The sequence below is a fragment of the Neorhizobium alkalisoli genome (assembly GCF_007829835.1).
Taxonomy (GTDB): domain Bacteria; phylum Pseudomonadota; class Alphaproteobacteria; order Rhizobiales; family Rhizobiaceae; genus Neorhizobium.
This window is the reverse complement of record NZ_VIWP01000005.1, coordinates 482,114-499,907: the sequence shown is the minus strand read 5'-3', so window position 1 is coordinate 499,907 and position 17,794 is coordinate 482,114. Positions and strand designations below refer to the sequence as shown.

General features: G+C 62.1%; 17 protein-coding genes. 12 read left to right on the top strand and 5 right to left on the bottom strand.

What is annotated here, in order from left to right; all coding sequences use genetic code 11:
- The first annotated feature begins 44 nt into the window (after positions 1 to 44).
- Genes FHW37_RS21505 through FHW37_RS21455 form a run of 11 tightly spaced genes read left to right on the top strand, consistent with a single transcriptional unit; the run spans position 45 to position 11,806 of the window.
- Positions 45 to 1,142, top strand: coding sequence for an ABC transporter ATP-binding protein (locus FHW37_RS21505; RefSeq protein WP_145640079.1), 1,098 nt, complete (start codon positions 45 to 47; stop codon positions 1,140 to 1,142).
- 16 nt (positions 1,143 to 1,158) lie between these two features.
- On the top strand, positions 1,159 to 3,213 hold the full coding sequence (locus FHW37_RS21500; protein WP_145640183.1) for a hydantoinase/oxoprolinase family protein: 2,055 nt from the start codon (positions 1,159 to 1,161) through the stop codon (positions 3,211 to 3,213).
- On the top strand, positions 3,213 to 5,192 hold the full coding sequence (locus FHW37_RS21495) for a hydantoinase B/oxoprolinase family protein (protein ID WP_145640077.1): 1,980 nt from the start codon (positions 3,213 to 3,215) through the stop codon (positions 5,190 to 5,192). The genes FHW37_RS21500 and FHW37_RS21495 overlap by 1 nt, the downstream gene beginning before the upstream one ends.
- A 54-nt stretch (positions 5,193 to 5,246) precedes the next feature.
- Positions 5,247 to 6,296 carry an extracellular solute-binding protein gene (locus FHW37_RS21490; RefSeq protein ID WP_145640075.1) on the top strand — a complete coding sequence of 350 codons (1,050 nt, stop codon included), beginning with the start codon at positions 5,247 to 5,249 and terminating at the stop codon, positions 6,294 to 6,296.
- A 59-nt stretch (positions 6,297 to 6,355) separates the two neighbouring features.
- Complete coding sequence (locus FHW37_RS21485; RefSeq protein ID WP_145640073.1) at positions 6,356 to 7,219, top strand: ABC transporter permease; 864 nt, start codon at positions 6,356 to 6,358, stop codon at positions 7,217 to 7,219.
- Positions 7,220 to 7,222: 3 nt separating this feature from the next.
- Entirely contained in the window at positions 7,223 to 8,020 is a 798-nt protein-coding gene (locus FHW37_RS21480) for an ABC transporter permease (RefSeq protein ID WP_145640071.1), read from the top strand.
- Complete coding sequence (locus FHW37_RS21475; RefSeq protein ID WP_145640069.1) at positions 8,017 to 8,679, top strand: VOC family protein; 663 nt, start codon at positions 8,017 to 8,019, stop codon at positions 8,677 to 8,679. The genes FHW37_RS21480 and FHW37_RS21475 overlap by 4 nt, the downstream gene beginning before the upstream one ends.
- Positions 8,676 to 9,965: an NAD(P)/FAD-dependent oxidoreductase gene (locus FHW37_RS21470; protein WP_145640067.1), complete on the top strand. Its 1,290-nt coding sequence runs from the start codon at positions 8,676 to 8,678 to the stop codon at positions 9,963 to 9,965. Before FHW37_RS21475 ends, FHW37_RS21470 begins: the two co-directional genes overlap by 4 nt.
- A gap of 46 nt (positions 9,966 to 10,011) precedes the next feature.
- Positions 10,012 to 10,689: a DUF1028 domain-containing protein gene (locus FHW37_RS21465; RefSeq protein ID WP_145640065.1), complete on the top strand. Its 678-nt coding sequence runs from the start codon at positions 10,012 to 10,014 to the stop codon at positions 10,687 to 10,689.
- A 44-nt stretch (positions 10,690 to 10,733) separates the two neighbouring features.
- Positions 10,734 to 11,222, top strand: coding sequence for a CMD domain-containing protein (locus FHW37_RS21460; RefSeq protein WP_145640064.1), 489 nt, complete (start codon positions 10,734 to 10,736; stop codon positions 11,220 to 11,222).
- Positions 11,219 to 11,806 (top strand): peroxidase-related enzyme, encoded by a 588-nt coding sequence (locus FHW37_RS21455; RefSeq protein WP_145640062.1) that lies wholly within the window; start codon positions 11,219 to 11,221, stop codon positions 11,804 to 11,806. Before FHW37_RS21460 ends, FHW37_RS21455 begins: the two co-directional genes overlap by 4 nt.
- 49 nt (positions 11,807 to 11,855) lie before the next feature.
- On the opposite strand, the gene tehA is transcribed toward FHW37_RS21455, so the two are convergent.
- Positions 11,856 to 12,890, bottom strand: a complete 1,035-nt coding sequence (gene tehA, locus FHW37_RS21450; protein WP_145640060.1) for a dicarboxylate transporter/tellurite-resistance protein TehA — start codon at positions 12,888 to 12,890, stop codon at positions 11,856 to 11,858.
- 269 nt (positions 12,891 to 13,159) lie between these two features.
- Between tehA and FHW37_RS21445 the strand changes: the two genes are divergently transcribed.
- A complete protein-coding gene (locus tag FHW37_RS21445) occupies positions 13,160 to 13,888 on the top strand; it encodes an isochorismatase family protein (RefSeq protein WP_145640058.1) in 729 nt (242 codons plus the stop codon).
- Between the two features lie 56 nt (positions 13,889 to 13,944).
- Here the strand turns inward: FHW37_RS21445 and FHW37_RS21440 are convergent, their stop codons facing one another.
- From FHW37_RS21440 to FHW37_RS21425, 4 genes are read right to left on the bottom strand one after another with little or no spacing between them, the layout of a single operon-like run.
- Positions 13,945 to 15,324 (bottom strand): dipeptidase, encoded by a 1,380-nt coding sequence (locus FHW37_RS21440; RefSeq protein ID WP_145640056.1) that lies wholly within the window; start codon positions 15,322 to 15,324, stop codon positions 13,945 to 13,947.
- Positions 15,321 to 16,079 (bottom strand): SDR family NAD(P)-dependent oxidoreductase, encoded by a 759-nt coding sequence (locus tag FHW37_RS21435; RefSeq protein ID WP_145640055.1) that lies wholly within the window; start codon positions 16,077 to 16,079, stop codon positions 15,321 to 15,323. Before FHW37_RS21435 ends, FHW37_RS21440 begins: the two co-directional genes overlap by 4 nt.
- Positions 16,076 to 17,095 carry a ketopantoate reductase family protein gene (locus FHW37_RS21430; protein ID WP_145640053.1) on the bottom strand — a complete coding sequence of 340 codons (1,020 nt, stop codon included), beginning with the start codon at positions 17,093 to 17,095 and terminating at the stop codon, positions 16,076 to 16,078. The genes FHW37_RS21435 and FHW37_RS21430 overlap by 4 nt, the downstream gene beginning before the upstream one ends.
- Complete coding sequence (locus FHW37_RS21425; RefSeq protein WP_145640051.1) at positions 17,092 to 17,793, bottom strand: creatininase family protein; 702 nt, start codon at positions 17,791 to 17,793, stop codon at positions 17,092 to 17,094. The genes FHW37_RS21430 and FHW37_RS21425 overlap by 4 nt, the downstream gene beginning before the upstream one ends.
- Position 17,794: the final 1 nt, after the last annotated feature.

The window sequence follows — 17,794 nt, the reverse complement described above, 5'->3', positions numbered from 1 at the left end:
TCTTTTCGGTTCACCATCTGAAGGCGCAAGCTCGGGAACTATTCATGACGGTAGTGGAACAGGCGGTTGGAAAAGGGCTTCTGCTGAAGGGGATCCATAAATCCTATGGCAAGGTCGCAGCCGTCAGGAATCTGGATCTGCATGTGAATGGCGGTGAGCTCGTCGCATTGCTCGGCCCGTCTGGTTGCGGCAAGACGACGACCCTGCGCATGGTCGCAGGTTTCGAGACACCGGATTCCGGGAAGGTGCAGATCGACGGCGAGGAAATTTCCACGCTGCCGCCGCACAAGCGCCGGCTCGGCATGGTGTTCCAGAACTACAGCCTTTTCCCGCACCGTACGGTCGCCGAAAATATCGGTTTCGGCCTGCGCATGGCCGGCATGGCGAAATCTGCTCGCGACGCGAAAATCAATGAAATGCTCGACCTCGTGCAGCTGGAGGGCAGGGGCGATGTCTATCCGTCAAAGCTATCGGGTGGACAGCAGCAGCGTGTCGCGCTGGCGCGTTCGCTCGTCGTCAATCCCAAGGTTCTGCTGCTCGATGAACCGCTCGGCGCGCTCGACAAGTCGCTGCGTGAAAGCATGCAGTTCGAGATCCGCGGCATGCAGCAGCGTCTCGGCATCACTGCTCTTCTCGTGACGCATGACCAGGAAGAGGCCATGTCGATGGCCGACAAGGTCGCGGTCATGAATGGTGGCCGGATCCTGCAGATCGGCGCGCCGGCCGATATCTACGACCGGCCGAAAAGCCGTTTCGTCGCGGAGTTTCTGGGAACCTCGAACATATTCGAAGGCCGCGTGAGCGATGATGGCGCAAGCCTCGTTGCGTCCGGACCTCAAGGGCCGGTCAACCTGCATCTCCCCGAGCCGCAGAAGGCCGGCCAGTCTCTGCTTCTCTCGGTTCGCCCGGAACGCATGGCGCTGACGCCCGGCGAGGCATCGGCCGGGCTTGCGGCGCGTATCGTCGGCGCGGTGTTTCGCGGAAATTATGCGGCCTACCAGGTCGAAGTGCCGGCGCTTGGCCGCGAACTCTTCGTTTACCGGCAGGCCGACGGGCCGCTCGGCTCGACCACCTATCATCTCGGCCAGGCCGTGACGCTCGACTGGGCGCCGCAGGACGGCGTCATCGTGAGCGCGGAGTAATTTGAAAGTGACGATCATGCAGAAAAGCGGTGCGCGCATCGGGATCGACGTCGGCGGGACTTTTACAGATTTCGTCCTCTCCAATCCGAATGACGGCAGCCTGACCTATTACAAGGAACCGTCGACGCCGGACGAACCGTCGCGCGCCCTGATAGAAGGTTTGCAGTCGCTGTTGAAGAAGGCGGGCATGACGTCCAGTGATGTCGGCACGCTGATGCATGGCACGACGATCGGGCTCAACGCGATCATTCAGCGCCGCGGCGCCACGATCGCACTCGTCGTCAGCAAGGGTTATCGCGACATTCTCGAAATCGCCCGCAGCCGCATGCCGTCTTCCTTCGATTTCCATGCGAGCAAGGAAGAGCCGCTCGTTCCGCGCCTGCGGATCGTCGAGGTCGATGCGCGTCTCTCGGCCTCGGGCGAAGTCAGCAAGGCCGCCGATGATGCCGAGCTTGATCGCGTCGCCGCCGAACTCAAGGCGCTTGGCGTTGATGCTGCTGCCCTCGTGCTGATCAACGGCTATACGACGCCTTCGGTTGAGATCGGCATGGCAAAGACGCTGTCCGAAAAGGCGGGTGGTCTTTCAATCACCTCCGCCGCGGCGATCTGGCCGGAAATCCGCGAATATGAGCGCACGCTGGTCGCCTGCCTCAATGCCTATATCCAGCCGCTGATGCAGCGTTATTTCGCCGGCCTCAAGAAGGGGCTGGAGCGGGACGGCGTCGTGGCTCCGATCCTGGTGACGGCGTCGAACGGTGGTTCGCTCAGTCTCGTTTCGGCGGACGAGCGGCCGGTCGAAACCATTCTGTCCGGCCCGGCTTCGGGCGTCATGGCGGCGGCGCGTCTGGCGGAAGCCGCGGACGTCAAGTCGATCATCACCTTCGATATGGGCGGCACGTCTTCGGATATCGCCGTCGCGCAAGCTGGTTCTGCTGAACTCGCAACGCGCACCGATATCGGCGGCCTGCCGCTCGTGCTGCCCGTCGTCGATGTCTCGGCGATCGGTGCCGGTGGTGGCTCGATCGTCTGGGTCGATGCGCATGGTCTTCTAAAGGTCGGCCCGCAGAGCGCCGGCGCTATGCCCGGCCCGGTTTCCTACGGTCGCGGCGGCACGCAGCCGGCTGTTACCGATTGCTATCTGGCGCTTGGCTATATCGATCCGGCCGGTTTCCTCGGCGGCCGCATGAAGCTCGATATCGATGCGGCGCGCACAGCCCTTGCCGAAGTCGGTGAGCGTATTGGTCTCAAGGGCGAAGATGGCGCGGCGCTGGCTGCCGAAGGCGCGCTTGCCGTGACGACCGCCGGCATGGCGACCGAACTTTACAAGACGCTGGCCTCGCGTGGCCTCGACCCAGCCTCTTTCGCACTTGTTCCGTTTGGCGGTGCCGGCCCGACGCATGCCAATCTTCTCGCCGCAGAAGCGGGTATCGGCCGCGTCGTCATTCCGCCGGCGGCCGGCACGTTCTGCGCGCTCGGCGCTGCGGCCGCCGACCTGCGCCGTGATTTCGTGCGCAGTATCCGCCGTGCTGTCGATGAGACGACTGCCGCGCTGATGCTCGACGTCATGAAGGAACTGGAAGACGAAGGCAGCGCCTGGCTCGACCGCGAAGGCGAAACCAGCCAGACCCGTCGCTTCGAACGCGGGGCCGACATGCGTTATGCCGGCCAGGCTTATGAGCTACGCGTCAAGCTGGACGAAAACTGCCGTGACGCGGCCTCGATCGCCGAAGCCTTCCATCTCGAACACGAGCGCATCTACGGCTTTCGCGATACGCAGACGGAAGTCGAGCTCGGCACCGTACGTCTCGCCGTCGTTGGCGTGACCGAAAACATCACCCAGCCGGAAATCGCAGCCGGCAGCGGTACGCCTTCGCCCAAGGGCGAACGCCCGATCTTCCGCTCCGGCAAATGGGTTTCGGCTGGCGTTTATGACCGCAGTGCGCTCGGTGCCGGCGACCGGATCAGCGGTCCGGCGATCATCGAACAGGATGATACGACGACGGTGCTTCTGCCCGGCTGGTCGGCCCGCGCCGATGTCCTTGGTAACCTTCATCTCGAAAGAACCGCGTAATGAAGCTTGATCCCGTCACGCTCGCCATCCTTGGCAACAAGCTTGCCGCCGTCAGCGAGGAAATGTGCTTGACGCTGCAGCGCACCGGCCGCACGCTCTATGTCAAGGAAACGGCCGATTTCGCCTGCGCGCTCGCCGGTCTCGATGGCCGCTTCTTCGCCTATCCGCGCTCGATCGGCGTTTCCGGCTTCGTCGGCCTCGAATGCGCACCGGCGATCGCGGCGGTCGGCCCGCTTGAACCGGGCGATGTCATCCTCACCAACGATCCCTATCGCTCCGAAGGTCTCGCGACGCATCTGCCCGACCTGCACATGATTGAGCCCTACTTCCATGACGGCAAGATCGTCGCTTACGGCTGGTGCTTCGTGCATTGCTCGGATGTCGGCGGACGCGTGCCGTCGAGTATCTCGCCGGTCAATACGGAAATTTTCCAGGAAGGCCTGCGTATTCCGCCGGTCAAGCTGATGAAGAAGGGGGAGATGAACCCCGACGTCGCGCTCTTCCTCAATGCCAACAGCCGCACGCCTGACGCCAATATGGGCGATATCCGCGCGATGCTGGCAGCCCTTGCCGCCGGCCGCCGTCGTCTGGAGCAGACGATTTCGCAGCACGGCGCCGAAACGGTGTCGACCGCCGCCGTCGATCTGGTTGCCTACTCGGCCGAAAAGGCGCGCACGGTGCTGAAGCGCGTTCCGGCCGGCACCTACAGCTTTGCCGACTATCTCGATGACGATGCTGCCACCCGCCTGCCGGTGCGCGTTGCGCTTTCCGCGACGTTTGCCGATGGTGAAGTGCATCTCGATTTCACCGGCACCGATCCGCAGGTTTCGACCGCGATGAATATTCCTTCGCGCGGCCGGCCGCATGCCTGGCTGACGCTGCGTGTTCTGGCGCTGGTCAATACGCTTGATCCGACGACGCCGCTCAATGTCGGCATGCTGGCGCCGGTTAAGATCACTGCGCCGGAAGGCAGTCTCGTCAATCCGCAGGAGCCGGCTGCTGTCGGCGTTCGCCATGCGGCAGCGATCCGCGTCAACGACGTGTTGAACGGCGCTTTCGGCAAGGCTCTCCCGGATGTCATGCCGGCTGCATCGTCCGGCACGGTCATTCCGGTTGTCATGGCCGAGCCGGATGGCCATGGCGGTCGTCGCGTGCAGGTCATCGAGCCGATGATCGGCGGAACCGGCGCGCGCAAGGGCCGCGACGGCATCGATGGTCGCGACAGCGGCATTTCCAACCTTGCGAACAACCCGGTGGAGACGGTGGAAGCCGAGCTCGGCATCGAGATCTCCACCTATGCGCTGCGTCCCAATTCCGGCGGCGCCGGCCAGTGGCGTGGCGGCTGCGGCATGGAACTGACGTTCCGCGTGCTGACCGACGACAGCAATGTTCTCGGACGCGGTCTCGAGCGGCTGCTGTTCCGGCCCTGGGGTTCGAATGGCGGCAAGCCCGGCATGCCGGGGCAGCTCATTCTCAACCGTGGCACGGAGCGCGAAAAACATCTCGGCAAGATCGATGTCCTGACCGTCAATGCCGGCGACACGGTGACCTTCCTGACGCCGGGCGCCGGTGGCTGGGGTGATCCTGCCGCGCGTGATCCGCAGGCCGTGCTGAAGGATGTCGCCAACGGTTTTGTCACTGCGGAAGCGGCTGAAAGCGAATACGGCGTTGCAATCGTCGATGGTGCCGTGGATGCAGCAAAGACCGAAAGCCTGCGCAAGGGCATGACGGCCAGCACCTCGGCCAATGCCCAGGGCGTCGAACGTGAGCGCTGGGACCAGGCCTTTCCGGCCAGTGTCATGGACAGCCTCAACCGTTCGCTGGTGGCATTGCCGGGCGCCGTGCGCCAGCGCCGCCGCCGTGAAATCTTTGATGCCGTGCTTGCGGAACTGCCGGAAGGTTTTCCGCGGGTGGAGGCCGGCAAGACTGCCGTTGACGCCGCGCGTCAGCGGCTGGAGGCCGCCGCAAGCAGCCTTTGATGCGCATGAACCGAAAAGACTGATGCCACCTCGTTCCAGCTTTGGAGAACTGTGATGACGATAATCAAGAGAAGACATTTCCTCGGTGGCAGCGCCATGATCGGCGCCGGCCTGATGGCAGGCGGCATGCCGCGCCTGGCAAACGCCCAGTCGACGGAAATCACCGTCACCGCTTTTGGCGGCGTCTGGGAAGAAGCGGTCCGCAAATGCTTCGTCGCGCCCTTCGAGGCCAAGACCAAAGCCAAGGCAAATGTTTCCCTTGGTGGTCCGCCGCAGTGGCTGGCACAGGTCGAAGCCAACCAGGCAAAGCCGCCGGTCGACGTGCTGATCATGACGCCGGACCTGGCTCTGACGGCTGCAAAATCCGGTCTGGTCGATGACTTCACCGTCGACAAGATCCCGAACCTTGCCAAGATCCCGAAGGAACTGACCGACAGCGTCATGGGCAAGGGCACGCTGTTCGATTACGGCGTCGGCGGCATCACCTTCCACAAGGAACGCGTCAAGAACCCGCCAAAGTCGTTCGCGGAATTCGTCGATCGCGTTTCCAAGGGCGAGTTCGTCGCCTCCGTTCCGTCGATCGCTTATGCCGTCACCCCGATCATGCTGATCTGGGCCATGGCCAAGGCGCTCGGTGGTGGTGTCGACAATGTCGATCCGTTCTTCAAGGCCATGGCCAAGATGAAGGACAATCTGGTGTTCTGGGGTGGTCCGAACGACTTCTTCAACCACCTGTCCTCCGGCGAAGCCGAAGTCGGCATCTATTTCGACGGCCGTACCTGGAACCATTACGACAGCGGCGCGACCTGGATCGACTTCATCAACCCGGAAGAAGGCGGTTCGCTGAACGGCGTCGCCGTACAGAAGCCGAAGAACGCCAATCCGCTCGCCTGGGAATACATCAACGAAATCCTCGACGCGCAGAACCAGACCAAGTTCGCCGACATCATGAACTATGGCGTGACGAATTCCGACGTCGTCTACAGCGACAAGATCAAGCCGCGCATCACGCCTTGGCAGAAGACCGCGTTTCCGCCCTATGAGCAGATCGCTCAGGTGCGCAACGAATGGGTCGATCGCTGGAACCGCGAAATCGGCCGCTAACCGACCATGGGCTGCCCTTTGATGGGGCAGCCCAAATTTCCCGCCAACGGATGCAAGCGATGAGCGATACCAGCCTGCAACAGACATTGCCCAGCCGACGGACGAGATTGCTCGCGCCGCCTCTCTTGGCGTTGCCGGCTGTTCTCTTTCTCGTCGTCTTTTTCGTGCTGCCGCTGATCGATAACGGCATGCGCAGCGTGATCGCCAACGACGGCGGGTTTACCCTGTCGCGTTATGCCTCGCTGCTGACCGACGGCTTTTATCTCTGGATCATTGCCCAGACGGTTCTGCTGTCCGCGGGGGTGACGATCATCTCGATCATCATCGGTTATCCGGTCGCCTATTTCCTTGTCCGCAAGGCGGGGCGTTTTTCAGGGCTGATCATCTTCCTTCTGATCGCGCCGCTTCTGACCTCGATCATCATGCGCACTTTCGGCTGGCAGGTGCTGTTTGCCCGGCGCGGGCTCGTAAACAATCTTCTCGTCGATCAGCTCGGTATTCTGTCGGCGCCGCTGAGGCTCACCAATTCGCCCGAAATTGCGATCGCGGCACTGGTGCATGTCCTCGTGCCCTTCATGGTTCTTTCCATCGCAACCGTGCTGCAGGGCATCGATACGCGGCTCGAAGAATCAGCAAAAATCCTTGGTGCCAACCGGCTGCGCACCTTTTTCGAAGTGACGCTGCCGTTATCGCTTGATGGTATCGGCACCGGCGCGATCCTCGTCTTTATGATCGCCAATGGCAGTTTCGTCACGCTCGTCCTGCTCGGCGGCGGCATGCAGACGCTGCCGCTGATGATCTACCAGCAGTTTAACACGACGCGCGATTTCGGCATGGCAAGTGCCATGAGCATGATCCTGCTGGTCATCGCCGTCTTCTGCCTGTTCCTGCAACTGCGCCTCGTGCGCCGCAAGGGAGCCTGAGCGATGAAACGCGACTGGATCAATCTCGGGCTTGCCGCCTTCGTCGTTCTCTTCTTTGTCTTCATGCTGGCGCCGATTTTGATCGTTGTCCTCGTGTCCTTCACCTCTGCCGGTTACGTCTCCTTCCCGATTCCCGGCTGGTCGCTGAAGTGGTTCGCCCATATCTTTGAATACCAGCCCTTCATCGATGCATTGATCGTCAGCATCGAGATCGCGATCGGAGCGACGGTCCTGTCCTGCCTGATCGGGGTGCCGGCCGCGATCTTTCTCGCGCGGTCCCGCAGCGCCTGGGCAAGCGGGATCATGACCTTCCTCCTGTCGCCGCTGTCCATGCCGATGATCGTTATCGGTTTTGCCTCGCTGTTCTTCCTGTCCTGGCTCGGCGTCGGCATTTCCTTTGCCGCACTTCTGATCACCCATACGGTCGTCTGCCTGCCCTATATCGTGCGCACGGTTGCCGGCGTTTATGCGGGGCTGCCGCGCTCGTATGAGGAAGCGGCGGCCATTCTCGGTGCCAACCCGCTTCTGACCTTCTGGCATGTGACGCTGCCGCTGATCCGGCCCGGCATCATGGCGGGATCGCTGTTTTCCTTCCTCACCTCGTTCGACAATCTGCCGATCAGCTATTTCTTCGGCAGCGCCAGCACCAACACGCTGCCGGTCGTGATGCTGAGCTATATGGAAAACCAGTTCGACCCGACGATCGCTGCGCTCAGCACGCTGCAGCTCGCTCTCGCCGTCGTCGCGCTTCTGATCGTCGACCGTGTCTATGGCATCGACAAGATGACGGTGGCCGGATGAGTTTCGTTCTGCCGGTCGACCATGTCGTCGTCCTTGTGCCGGATCTGGTAGCGGCGGGCTCTGCCTTCGAGGCCGCCGGTTTTGATGTGACGCCGCAGACACGGCACAGCCCGGCCATGGGCACGGCCAATCGCTGCGTCATGCTGGAGGGCGGCTGCTATATCGAGATCATGGGCATTGTCGCGGAAACGCCGGCCAATGCCACATGGCGCAATCTGCTGGGCAAGGGGCCCGGCATTCGTGGCTTCGCCCTGCGCAGCGCAGATATCGAAGTTTCCGCGCTGGAGCTCGCATCGCTCGGTATTGCAGCCGAACCCGTCCGCCATTTCTCCCGCATGACCGATGACGGCGAGCTGCGTTTTTCCATCACGCGGATCGAACCTTCGGCGACGCCCGGGCTGCAATGCCTGGTCTGCCAGCATCATACGGCCGAGCTTCTTTGGCTGCCTCAAACCATGGTTCATGCCAATGGTGTTTCCCAGCTCGTGTCGGTCGCGCTGCCAGGGGCGGGATCGCTGGCTGTTTTCCCGCCGGATGAGAGCCGGCAGGGCGTTGCGATCGCCGCCGGTGCCGGCCGGCTCATCTTTGCCGGTCGCCAGCCGCAATATCATGATCTGCGCAGCATTTGCGGCGTGGAGATCGAGGTCGCCGCCGCATGACCTCCTGGCCGTCCGACACGCCGTCCTCGCTCTGGATGTCGCTCTCGCGTGAAAAATTCGAGGCGCCGGCGCTGAAAGGCGAGACATGCGCTGACGTCGTCGTCATCGGTGGAGGGATCTCCGGGCTCTCGACGGCGCTGGAGCTCGTCCATCGGGGAAATCGCGTGATCGTGCTGGAAGCGGTGCGTGTCGGTTACGGTGCGTCCGGCAGGGCGAATGGGCAGGTTATCTCTGCACTCACCCGCCATGGTCCGGATGCGATCCGCAAGGTCTGGCCGGGTGAGAGGGGAGAACGTTTCATTCAGCTGGTGAAAGGCGCTGCCGACCAGCTCTATGATCTGATCGAGCGTTACGGGATCGATTGCGATGCACGGCGAACCGGCTGGCTGCAGCCGGCGCATACGCCGGGCCGGCTGAAACGGGTTGCTGGCCTTGCCGCGCAATGGGCGGCGGTCGGTGCGCCGACCGGTGCTGTTTCCGCAGAGGCAATCAGCGCGAGGCTCGGGACCGGCGCCTATTGCGGCGGGTGGGAACATCGCGGCGGCGGCCATATCAATCCTTACGCCTTCACCTGCGGCCTTGCCCGTGCCGCCGTGTCGGAAGGTGTTGTCGTCTTCGAAAACAGTCCGGCATTGCGTCTTATCCGCGATGGCGGCGACTGGATTGTCGAGACGGCCGGCGGGCGCATCCATGCGCCAAAAATCGTGCTGACGACCGCAGCCTATAGCGGAGATCTCTGGCCGGAGCTGACGCGCTCGATCGTTCCGGTGACATCCTATCAGGCCGCGACCGATCCGCTTGGCGCTCTGGCCGATACGATCCTGCCGAATGACGAGGCTGCTTCGGACACGCGGATGGACCTGCGCTATTTCCGCAAGGATCGCGAGGGAAGGCTGATTTCCGGTGGCGCGCTGGCGATCCAGGCCGGTGCCGCGCGGCGCCTGCCGGCCATGGTCGCACGGCGGTTGGGGCAAATGTTTCCTGCCCTGGCGGAAAGGCCGATGACCTCCTTCTGGGGCGGGGGCATCGCCATGACCATGGATCGCCTGCCGCGTCTCTATCGGCGTGGCGACGGCATCTATGCCTGGATCGGCTGCAACGGCCGCGGCCTGGCACTCGCCTGCGCCATGGGGCCGGTCATGGCCGATGCCGTCGAAGGCGTGCCGGACGAGAAGCTGGCGCTGATGCCGACGACACCTTCCACCGTGCCGTTCCACGCATTCGTCTCTCGTTTCGCGCGACTGATCCTGCCCTGGTACCGGTTCAGGGACAGCCGCGAGGTTTGAACAATGATGAACGCCAACAGCATCCCCAAAACATCAAGGTGAGGTTATGACGTTTTCACTCTCAGCACTCGACCGGCAGACCGGCATGTTCGGCATCGCTGTGGCGAGTTCGAGCATTGCCGTCGGCAACCGATGCTCGTGGGCACGCGCTGGAACCGGCGTGATCGCCACCCAGCATCGCACCGATATCCGTTGCGGACCGCTCGGGCTCGATCTGCTGGGCAAGGGTTTTTCGGCCCGCGAGACCGTGGATATTCTCGTCGCAGGCAGCGAACATCCCAATCTTCGGCAGTTTGCGGCAGTGGACACGGGCGGGCGGACGGCATTTTTCAACGGGCCGGATATCTCATCCATCGCAACTGCCCATGAAGGCGATGCATGCGTTTCGGTCGGCAATTTCATGGCCAATGAACAGGTCACGGAGTCGATGGTTCGCGGTTACGAAGCCGCAGCCGGCATGCCGTTTGCCGAACGCTTGCTGGCCTCGCTCGATGCCGGCGTTGCGGCCGGAGGCGAGACGCAGCCGGCCATGGCCGCGGCGCTTCTGATCGTCGACAAACATGCCTGGCCGCTGGTCGATCTTCGCGTCGATTTCGAACCCGAACCCGCCACGAAGCTGCGCTCGCTATGGCGCGCCTACGAGCCGATCGTCGATCGGTTCATCACCCAGGTGCTGGAACCGGCGGCATTGAAGCCGCTGATCAATTCGGCGCTGCAGGTCTGACGACGACAAGCCCGCCCTATCCGAAATTCAAGAGAGACTGCTGCATGACTGACCTGATCGAGGCCCTTGTCGGGCCTGTTCCGGATGCCCGGATCAACAATCTGCTTGCGCGCCGCGCCGACCTGATGGCGCTGACCGAGGCGAGCCGCAAGGCGGTGCTGACGCCGGCCGAACCCGGGGGGCTTTCCCACGCGTTGCGGGCGCTGATTGCCGTCAGGGCTTCCGAACGGCTCGGCGATAGCAGGATGAAGGATCACTATTACGAGCACTTCACCCAGTGCGAGGATTTTTACGATCTGGTCGGGCTGATCGAGCCGGATGCCGTTTCCGACGATCCCTGGCTGCAGGCGATCCTCGACCATGCCGACATGCTGACCTGCCGCCCGCGCACGGCGACCAGCGGCGACATTGAAAAATTGTATGCGGCAGGTGTCAGCGACGCGGATATCGTCCGGCTTGCCGAGCTTGCTGCGTTTCTGGGATATCAGGTCCGCCTCGTTGCCGGTCTGCGCCTGATGGAGGACATCCGATGACCGACGCCGTTCACCACTACACGACGGAGGTTCTCGACTGGCGGCCTTTCGTGAGGCCGGTCAAGGTCGAGGAGCTTACGGACGAGCAGCGCGAGGCATTAAAGATCACGCCGGCCAACAAGAAGATCTCGGACTATGTCCTGACGCTTGCCCACGACCCGGAATCGCTGCTGCACCGTTCGCCGCTGTTCAACGGCATCATGTATGGCAAGGACGGGCTCGATCGCGGGGGCCGGGAGCTTGGGGCGATCGGTTCGTCGATCGTCAACCGCTGCATCTACTGCATTGCCGTGCATGCCCGCCATTTCAATCAGGTTACCAAGACGACCGAGATTGTCGAAGAGATTTTCGCGCACGAAACGGCCGCGAAACTGCCCGAACGGGAACAGGCGATCTTCGATTTCTCGGTGAAACTTTCGGCCTTTCCGCCGGCAGCGATAGCCGAAGACATGGCCCGTCTGAAGGCTGTCGGTCTGGATGAGCTGGAGATCCTCGACCTGATCATGTCGACGTCGATTTTCGGCTGGGCGAACCGGTTGATGCATACGCTGGGCGAGCCGTTCCGGCCAGCAAAGGAAGGCTGAGAGATCGGTCTTCCGTAAGGTATGTGCAGAATAAGGTCTCTAATCAGGGTCACGCCCTTCGCGTGAGAAGCGGAAAAAGTTTTCCGCGGAGAAGCAGGCCGATGCTCAGCACGGCGAGAAGTGCGATCAGAGCATTGACGATGACGAAAACAGGCATGGCGATTGCCGGGACGATGCCTGTATCGCCACGCTCGGTCATTCTCAGCACCGCGGTTGCAAGCGCCGTAAGGCCGAAGGAAAAGGCCCAGTAACCGGCCGCAAACGGCTGTTTCATCACCCAGGGCAGGATGCGGATCATCAGAAAGGCCTGCAGCAGGCCATAACCGAGCATGGCATGGGCCAGCATGTCCGGTACGCCCGTCGTGGCGCTGAGATAGGCGACGCATCCGACCGTCGGCGGCGCGAGCTGGATGCCGATCGTCGGACGCACCGGTTCGGCGAGTTCCGGCGCGGTCAGCAGCCGGTTGAGCAGGACGGATTCAATCGCAAGCCAGGAAAAGAAACCGGCGCCGAAGGCGAGCTGGCTCAGACTTTGATATCCGAGCGATGCGCCGACGATGGCAAGCACATAGGAGCCGGCAACTGTCGGCAGGTAGAGAACCGCCGTCGTGGTCGATGGATTGCGGCCGCCGCGCCAGAGGATGCCCGTCCGCCACAGTGCGAAAAGTGCCGTCCAGCAGGCGCCGATCCAATAGAGGATCTCGGCCAGGAGTGCGGAGAAGGGCAGGGTGATCGTGGCGACCAGCATGGTCGCGACACCGACAAGGCCGGTGAAGCAGCATTGTATCGGATGTTCCAGTTCCTGCAACGCGTCTGACCGGAAGACCAGCCATTTCAAGGCGTAACATATAATCAGAACGCACCAGATTGCAGCACCGATCAGGCCGATCGTTTCGCTGACAATGGGGGACGCGCCCCAGAGGGCTGTCGCGGCCCGCCAGGCATTGGCAAGCCCAACCGTGCCGAGCACGATGCCGAAGGCGGCTGCCGGAATGGCCGGCAAACGAATGCCGGTTGCTGCGGGTGTGGGCCGATCTGCTGCATGCGGGGTGATTGTGGAACTATCAGGCGCATTGACAGGCATTATAACACCCTCCGGTTATACCCGCGCAGCATAGCTAAAGAGCGCAAGATCGCTTGTAGCATTCAATCATATTTACGCGCCTGTCTGCCCTGCGCAACGGTCAATTCACCGGATTTAACGGCGCTTAATGCGCCTCTGCATCAAGAGTGTGTAAGTCTATCGCGGCAACCAAGAGATGTTGCTTCCGCTGATTTCGTCCGGTGGAGCCTGCGAAAAAAACAGGTCCACCGGACGGCATTCCCGTATCAACGCCCTTCAGGGAGACTGCGATGAAACCGGCTTATTCCGAGAAATCGGCCGCGCTTTATGCGGATGCGGCCAAGCCCATGCTGCCGAAGACGGAGATGGTTCTGGACCTGCGGCGCACGGCGCTCGTCGTCATCGATCCGCAGGTCGATGTCATGAGCCCAAAGGGCAAGGCCTGGGCGGCCGTCGGCGAAAGCGTGACCGAAAACAACCTCGTGCCCAATCTCATCGAATTGTTCACGGCTGCCAAGCAGGCCGGGATCATGGTCGCCGTCTCACCGCATTATTATTACTGCTGGGACCATCACTGGCGCTGGCAGGCGCCGCTCGAAGTCTTTCAGCACGAAACGGGCGCCTTCGATCGCAATGGCCCCTATACGGTCGAGGGATTTCGCGGTTCGGGGGCCGACTTCATGGAGGAATTCAAACCCTTTATCGAAGATGGCAAAACGATCATCTGCTCGCCGCACAAGGTCTATGGTCCGCAGGCCAATGATCTGAAGCTGCAGCTCGGTAAACAGGGCATCAACCAGGTCATCCTGGCCGGCATGCTCGCCAATATGTGCGTCGAATCCCATATGCGGGACCTGCTCGAAGTCGGCTTCGAGGTGGCCGTCGTGCGTGATGCCGTCGCTGCGCCCAAACTCCCGGATGGGGACGGCTATCTCGCTGCGCTCATCAACTACCGTTTCATGGCGAACGGGGTATGGAGCACCGACGAGACGGTCGACCGTCTTCGCCGTGCGCAATGACCCATTCGGCCGCCTCGTAACTCAGGAAGTCCAGTATCCTTGTGGCTAACGGGTCGTCAGCGGCCGAGACGCTCCAGCAGTTGCGCCCAGGCCGAAAGGCCCAGCCGAAAATTCTTCAGCCGCAGGAATTCGTTCGGCGCGTGATAATCCTCGTCCGAGGTCGAGAAGGAGAAGAAGATCGCTTCCCGATCGAGGATCTTTCGGATTGCCGAGCCGATCGGCACGGTTGCGCCCATCGCGACACGCAGTGGCTTTTGGCCGAGAAGTTCACCGAGAACATCTTCGGCGGTGGCCAGCAAGGGCAGGTCGGGATTGACGAAAAAGGCTTCGCTGCCTGGGCCCTGCCGATGAAATTCGAGCGAAATGCCCGGCGGAAGGCGCTGTTCGAGATGGCGCTTCACGACCTCGGCAACATGATCCGGCTTCTGGCCTGCAACCAGCCGGCAGGTGATCTTGACGCTTGCCGTGCTCGGAATGATCGTCTTCGAGCCTTCGCCCTGATAACCGCCGCTGATGCCGTTGAATTCCAGTGTCGGCTCCAGCCATTGGCGCAGGAGAAGTTCTCTTCCATTGTCGATCGGATCGGGTTTTGCGGTGCCGATCTCGGCGTAATAAGAAGCGGAATCGAAATTGGCGGCCTCGATCGCGGCAAGGATGCGGGCATCCGGTGCCGCCGTGCCATCCATGAAGCCATCGACCGTGACGCGGCCGTCGCCGCCATGCAGGGAGGCGAGCAGAGCGACAAGAGCGGTAATCGGGTTCGGCGCGCTGCCGCCGTGGCGGCCGGAATGCAGGTCCTTGGACGGGCCTTTGACGATGATCTCGAAATCGACCATGCCGCGGCTTGCGACCGTGAGCGATGGCCTGTCCGGGCGCCACATGGCGCCATCGGCTGAAATCACGGCGTCGCAGGCGAGCAGGTCGCGATATCTGTCGAGCGTTGCCTCGAAATTCGGACTGCCGGCCTCTTCCTCGCCTTCGATCAGGACCTTCATGTTGACCGGCAACTTGCCACCCGTGCGCATGAAGGCTTCGGCAACGAGGATCGGGATCAGAAGCGGTCCCTTGTCGTCCGAGACGCCGCGGGCATAAAGCCGGTCGTCGCGCACGCTGGGCTCGAAAGGCGGCGTCACCCATTTGTCGAGCGGGTCCGGCGGCTGCACGTCGTAATGGCCGTAGACGAGATAGGTCGGCTTCGACGGATCGCTGATGATCTCGCCATAAACGGCCGGGTGGCCACCGGTTTCGAGCTGGGCGACCCGGCTAAAGCCGGCCCGCGTCAGTCGGTCCGCCACGAAACCGGCGGCCGCACGGATTCCTTCCCGATAGGCCGGGTCGGTGCTGACGCTTTCGATGCGGCAGAAGGCCTTGAGATCCTCAAGGGCATCCTCGTAATGCGCGTCGAGATAGGCCTTTGCCGCGTCGAGCGTCGTCATTTGCCGCCATCCACGCTGATGACCTGGCCGGTCACCCAGTTGGCGAAATCGGAGGCGAAGAACATCACCATGGAGGCGATGTCATCTGGTGCGCCGAGCCGCTTCAGGGCGATGTTCTGCATCAGCCTTGCCTGACCTTCCGGTCCCATCGCTTCATATTGTTTCTGGCTCGCCGGATTGGAGAGGACGAAACCGGGGGCAACGTTGTTGACAGTGATGTTGAAGGGGCCGAGTTCGTGGGCGAGCTGGCGGGTAAGGCCGATCTGGCCGGCCTTGGCGCTGGCATAGGCCTGGATGCCGGTCAGCGAAATGCCAAGCCCTGCGCCGCTCGAGATGTTAATGATGCGGCCGGCCTTCTTTGCCTTCATGCCGGGTGCTACCGCCTGCGACATGAAGAAGGCGCCCGAGAGGTTGACGTCGAAGATCACCCGCCAGTCTTCCTCTGAAATCTCCTCGATCGGCCGGCCGACCTGGCCGCGCACGCCGCCGGCATTGTTGACGAGAATGTCGATGCCGCCCGTTTCCGCTTCGATCGCGGCAACGGTTGCCTGCACGGCAGTGCGGTCACCGACATCGAGGCGGTGGGCCTTCGCCTTGTTGCCGCAGAGCTTTACCGTTTCGGCAAGGCTTTCCTCGTTGACGTCGCAGGCATGCACGATTGCGCCGCGCTCGGCGAAACCGAGTGCGATGGCGCGGCCAAAACCATGCGCTGCACCGGTGACGATGACGGTCTTGCCAGGAAAGTCGATATTCATGCCGGTATCCTCACGAGTTCATCAAGATTTGCGCTGTCGAGGGGACGTTTGCCCTCTTCGATCTCATGGATCAACTCGACCAGCTTGAAGGTCAGCGGGGTCGGGATGCCGAGCGCGCGGCCGGTCTCGGCGATCGGCAGGATCTGCGCATCGACTTCGGTCTTGCGCTTGCGCACGGCAAGGTCGCGCCAGACGCCGGTATGGGATTTGGTCGAGCGGCGGTTATGGGCGACCATTCCGTCGAAGGATTTTCCGGTTTCTTCAGCCGGTGCGGTCGGCGCGAAAGCGGCCGGGTCGAAACCGTCGAAGGCTTCCGTGCGGACATTGCTTGCCTTGGCGACATGGCCGACCTCGTGGGCAAGCCGCGTCAGCATCGGGCGATAGGCCGGATTGGCGAAGACATCGGCAATGCTGTCATTGGTGACGGCGGTGGCAAACAGCAGCGCGCCGTAGATCAACTTGCCCCAGAGATAGCCCCAGATATTGTCGGTGAGGACGGCTTTTTCCTCGAATTGCAGCATCATCGTGTGGATCGCCTTGATGCGCTCGGTCACCTTGCCGTCGATCTCGCCGACAACGACTGCAGCGCGGCCACCATAGTTGATCACGCCCGGTTCCAGATAATCCGCCCCGAAATTGACGAAGCAGCCGATGACCCTGTCGTCGCCGACCACACGGCCGATCACCTGTTCGTTCAACCCGTTCTGGGCCGAGACGACATAACCGTTTTCGGCAAGATGCGGTGCAAGCGCTTTGGCGGCGGCTTCCGTATGATGGCCTTTGACGCAGAGGAAGATGCGCTCATAGGTGCCTTCGATCTCTTCCGGCAGGTAGGCTTTCGCCGTCACCGTTGCTTCGAAGATTGGGCCGGTGATCGTCAGGCCCTTTTCATTGATCGCGTCGACATGGTCCTTGACGTTGTCGACGAATACGACCTCATGACCGGCACGGATGAAGGCCGCGCCGAGCGTGCCGCCGATCGCGCCGGCGCCCCAGATGACAATGGGTGAGGTCATTTCCACGGTCCTTCCAGAAGTTCGCGGGTTTCTGCGATCGCCACATCCCAGATCGTCTGCATCTCATCGTCCGGGCGCTGGTAATAACCGCCGAAATTGCCGTCGCCGACATAGTCCTTCACCGCATCCGGGCCCATGACGCGCATGCGGCCGAAATCGATCATCGGCTTCTGCTCCTTCGGCAGGATCTCGCCGGCGAGGCGCGTCCACGGAAAGTTTTCCATCCAGGAGGCATGCGAGGCGACCTTGTCGATCTCCTGCACCTTGGCAAAGGTTTTTGGCGCATTCCACCAGTTGTGGAATTTGACAGCGACATCGGGATTGTCGGTCATCCATTCGACGGCAAGGCTGCCGCCCGGCTGGTTGCCGCCATGGCCGTTGACGATCAGGATGCGGCGAAAGCCCTGGCGCTTCAGGCCGTCGAGGATATCGCGGATGATCGCGGCATAGGTTTCCATCCGAAGGCTGATCGTGCCCGGATAGGCCATGAAATAGGGCGTGATGCCATAGGCCAGAACCGGAAAGACCGGAATGCCGAGCGGTTCTGCAGCCTCGACGGCGACGCGCTCCGAGAGGATGGAATCGACCGAGAGGGAGAGCTGTGCATGCTGCTCGGTGCTGCCGAGCGGCAGGATCGCCCGGTCGTCGGTCTTCAGATAGGCTTCGATATGCTGCCAGTTGGCATCGGAAACGCGCACG